Here is a 3,763-nt window from a genome sequence, read left to right on the forward strand (position 1 = left end):
GGCTCACTCCTACAGGTTTGGCGGTGTTCACACATGCTATGTTCGACACAAATCCTGTAGGAGTGAGCCTGCTCGCGATGGCCGTTACGCCATCTTCACGCCTGGCGTCAGGGCCGCCGGCAACACCAGGCTCGGTGTTTCCAGCGACGCCACCGGGTACGCGCAGTAATCCGCCGCGTAGTAGGCGCTGGCGCGATGGTTGCCCGAAGCCCCGACACCGCCGAACGGTGCGCTGCTCGCCGCACCGGTCAGCTGTTTGTTCCAGTTGACGATACCGGCGCGGCTTTCCAGCCAGAACTGCTGATAACGATCTTCGGAATCCGACAGCAAACCAGCCGCCAAGCCATAAGCGGTGTCGTTGGCCTCAGCGATCGCCGCAGCGAAATCGGCGTAGCGAATCACCTGCAGCAACGGGCCGAACAGTTCTTCGTCCGGGCGCTTGGCCACGGCGGTCACATCCAGAATGCCCGGAGTCAGCAACGCCGATTGCGCTTGCGGCTGAGTCATCGCCAGCAGCGACACCGCGCCATTGGCCAGCAGGTGTTGCTGGGCATCCATCAGCGCTTTCGCCGCGCCAAGGGAAATCACCGAGCCCATGAACGGCGCGGGTTGCTGATCGAACGCACCGACCTCGATGGTCGCGCTGACTTCCACCAGACGCTTGAGCAGGCTGTCGCCCCACGCGCCTTGCGGCACCAGCAGACGACGGGCGCAGGTGCAACGCTGACCGGCGGAGATGAACGCCGACTGAATGATCGTGTACACCGCCGCGTCCAGATCAGCCACCTGATCGACCACCAGCGGATTGTTGCCGCCCATTTCCAGCGCGAGGATCTTGTCCGGACGCCCGGCGAACTGCTGGTGCAGGTGATTGCCGGTGCGGCTCGAACCGGTGAAGAACAAGCCATCGATGCCCGGGTTCGCCGCCAGGGCGATACCGGTTTCGCGAGCGCCTTGCAACAGGTTCAACACGCCGGCCGGCAGGCCAGCTTCGATCCAGCACTTGACCGTCAGCTCGGCGACCTTCGGGGTCAGCTCGCTAGGCTTGAACAGCACGCTGTTACCCGCCAGCAGTGCCGGCACGATGTGCCCGTTCGGCAAATGACCCGGGAAGTTGTAAGGGCCGAACACCGCCACCACACCGTGTGGCTTGTGGCGCAGTACGGCGGTGGCGTCGCCCAGCGGGCCGCTCTTCTCGCCGGTACGTTCGCGGTAGCTCTGCACCGAGATCGCGATCTTGTTGACCATGCTGGTGACTTCAGTCGCGGCTTCCCACAGAGGCTTGCCGGTTTCCTCGCCGATGGTGCGGGCCAGTTCGTCGCTGTGGTTTTTCAGGGCGGCGGCGAAGGCTTCGAGCACGCTGATGCGCTCGTCCAGCGAACGCCGCGCCCAACCCGGAAAGGCCTGACGCGCTGCCTGCACGGCGGACTCGACCTGAGCGGCGGTAGCGCCCTCCCCCGACCACAGCACCTGCTGGGTCACCGGGTTCAGCGACTGAAAGGCTTCGCCCTGACCGGCGAGCCATTCACCTGCGATGTATAGCGAATTCATTATTTCGACTCCCGAGCAGCAGACAACGCCACGGCGCGCACTTGATCGCCGGCGTTGAGTTGAAGACGTTTGGCGGTCAGCGGATCGACCACCAGCGTGCCGGCGGCCAGGCGGGCCGGGGCAGCGGTGATGCGGCAATCTTCGCGCTTGCGGTTATGGATGATGAACGGCGTGGCGTCATCGCCCGGTGTACCGATCGCCAGCACCAGCGCTTCGCTGTCGCGGACTGCGCGGATCTTGCTGGTTTCGCACTCGATGGCCGGGCCGGCGTCGAAGATATCGACGTAACCCTGATAGCTGAAACCTTCGCTCTTGAGCATCGCCAGCGCCGGCTCGGTGTCGGGGTGTACCTGACCGATCACGTTGCGCGCATCCGGCGACAGGAAGCAGGTGTACAGCGGGAATTTCGGCATCAGTTCGGCGATGAACGCCTTGTTGCCAACGCCGGTCAGGTAATCGGCCTGACTGAATTCCATCTTGAAGAAGTGCCGACCGAGGCTCTCCCAGAACGGCGAACGCCCGGCTTCATCGGAGACGCCGCGCATCTCGGCGATGATCTTGTTGCCGAACAGCTCAGGGAACTCGGCGATGAACAGCATGCGCGCTTTGGACAGCATGCGGCCGTTCAGACCGGTGCGGTAATCAGCATGCAGGAACAGCGAGCACAGCTCGGAGTTGCCGGTCAGGTCGTTGGCGAGGAACAGCGTCGGAATCTCGCGATAGATGTTCAGCTCTTGCGAGGCGCTGACGGTCAGGCCGACGCGGAAGTTGTACCACGGCTCACGCAGACCGACCGCGCCGGCGATAGCGGAAATCCCCACCACGCGACCGTTGTCGTCTTCGAGCACGAACAGGTAGTCCGCATCGCCACGGCCGGCTTCGCCGCGAAAGGTCTTCTCGGCCCAGCCGACCCGATGGGTCAGGCGCTCTTCGTTGGCCGGCAAGGTGGTCAGGCCGGTGCCGGTGCTGCGGGCCAGGTCGATCAGCGCGGATAAATCGCTGCTGCGTACGGGACGAACAATCATGCTATCTCCTCAAACGGGCCGCCTTCGCCACCCGTGAAACTCGCTAAGGCGTTAAACCGCCACCAGGCGCACGCTGGCACCTTCACCGACGCCCAGGGCTTCGGCTGCTTCCAGATCCAGGGTCACCGGTTTGCCCGGCGCGTAATCGAGTTCCAGCAGCACCGCGCGGTAATCCTGCAACTGCGCGTTGGCCACCAGATACTGGCGCCCGGCGCCTTTGACCGGCTCGCCGATCTTCACCGGCACTACACGGCTCTGGGCGATCGAACGGATCCCCGAAACACGCGCATGCAGGGTCGGGCCACCGTCGAAAATGTCGATGTAGTGATCGGTCTCGAAGCCTTCGCGCATCAGGATGTCGAAAGTGATCTGCGCACGCGGGTGCACCTGGCCCATCGCTTCTTGAGCGGAATCCGGCAGCAGCGGCACGTAGATCGGGTAATGCGGCATCAGTTCGGCGAGGAACGTGCGGCTCTTCAGGCCACACAGGCGTTCGGCCTCGGCGTAGTTGAGGTCGAAGAAGTTGCGCCCGATCGCGTCCCAGAATGGCGAGTCACCGTTTTCGTCGCTGTAACCGACGATCTCGGTCACCACCGAATCAGCAAAACGCTCCGGGTGGCTGGCGACGAACAGCAGGCGGCCACGGGAGTTGAGCTCGGCCCACGGCGACCCCACCAGCTCACGCTGCACGTAGAAACTGGTCAGCAAGCTGTTGCCTGTCAGGTCGTGGCATTGCGAGAGCACGTGGATCTTGTTGTGGATCTTCAGCTCGCGGGAGGCGTGGACGAAGGTCTCGTTGCGGAAGCTGTAGAACGGCTCGGAGTAACCGGCCGAGGCAACGATCGCCGAGCAGCCGACCAGTTTGCCGGTGGCGGTGTCTTCGAGGACGAAAAAGTAGCTCTCCTCGCCGTTGAAACTCACTTCGGCAGCGAACGAGGCTTCGCTCGCGGCGATCTTGTCGCTCAGACGTTCCACGTCATCCGGCAAGGAAGTGACACCAATCGGACTGTCCGCAGCCAGACGCTGTACCTCGCCCAGATCAGCCATTTGCGCAGGGCGCATCACCAGCATGGTGTCACTCCTTTCTCTTATAAAAATCACAGAAAAAACACCGGACATTGTGGGAGCGGGCTTGCTCGCGAATGCGGTGTGTCAGTCGCCATCTACGCTGACTGATACACCGCATT

Annotated in this window: 3 protein-coding genes; all 3 read right to left on the reverse strand. The window is 63.1% G+C overall.

Annotated features, from left to right (window positions below; genetic code table 11):
• Nucleotides 1–84: 84 nt before the first annotated feature.
• From astD to aruF, 3 genes are read right to left on the reverse strand one after another with little or no spacing between them, the layout of a single operon-like run.
• Nucleotides 85–1,554 carry a succinylglutamate-semialdehyde dehydrogenase gene (astD, locus tag QMX91_RS29695; RefSeq protein WP_167797104.1) on the reverse strand — a complete coding sequence of 490 codons (1,470 nt, stop codon included), beginning with the start codon at nucleotides 1,552–1,554 and terminating at the stop codon, nucleotides 85–87.
• Nucleotides 1,551–2,576 (reverse strand): arginine N-succinyltransferase, encoded by a 1,026-nt coding sequence (gene astA, locus QMX91_RS29700; protein WP_027612638.1) that lies wholly within the window; start codon nucleotides 2,574–2,576, stop codon nucleotides 1,551–1,553. Before astA ends, astD begins: the two co-directional genes overlap by 4 nt.
• Nucleotides 2,577–2,627: 51 nt before the next feature.
• Nucleotides 2,628–3,647, reverse strand: a complete 1,020-nt coding sequence (aruF, locus tag QMX91_RS29705; protein ID WP_025112905.1) for an arginine/ornithine succinyltransferase subunit alpha — start codon at nucleotides 3,645–3,647, stop codon at nucleotides 2,628–2,630.
• Between the last annotated feature and the right edge of the window lie 116 nt (nucleotides 3,648–3,763).

The sequence above is a fragment of the Pseudomonas sp. PS01299 genome, assembly GCF_029960145.1.
GTDB classification, from domain to species: domain Bacteria; phylum Pseudomonadota; class Gammaproteobacteria; order Pseudomonadales; family Pseudomonadaceae; genus Aquipseudomonas; species Aquipseudomonas putida_A.

What these genes read in the sequence shown, in the direction of transcription:
- aruF (WP_025112905.1), bottom strand. Translation starts at nt 3,647, where the DNA reads ATGCTGGTGATGCGCCCTGCGCAAATGGCTGATCTGGGCGAGGTACAG.
- astA (WP_027612638.1), bottom strand. Translation starts at nt 2,576, where the DNA reads ATGATTGTTCGTCCCGTACGCAGCAGCGATTTATCCGCGCTGATCGAC.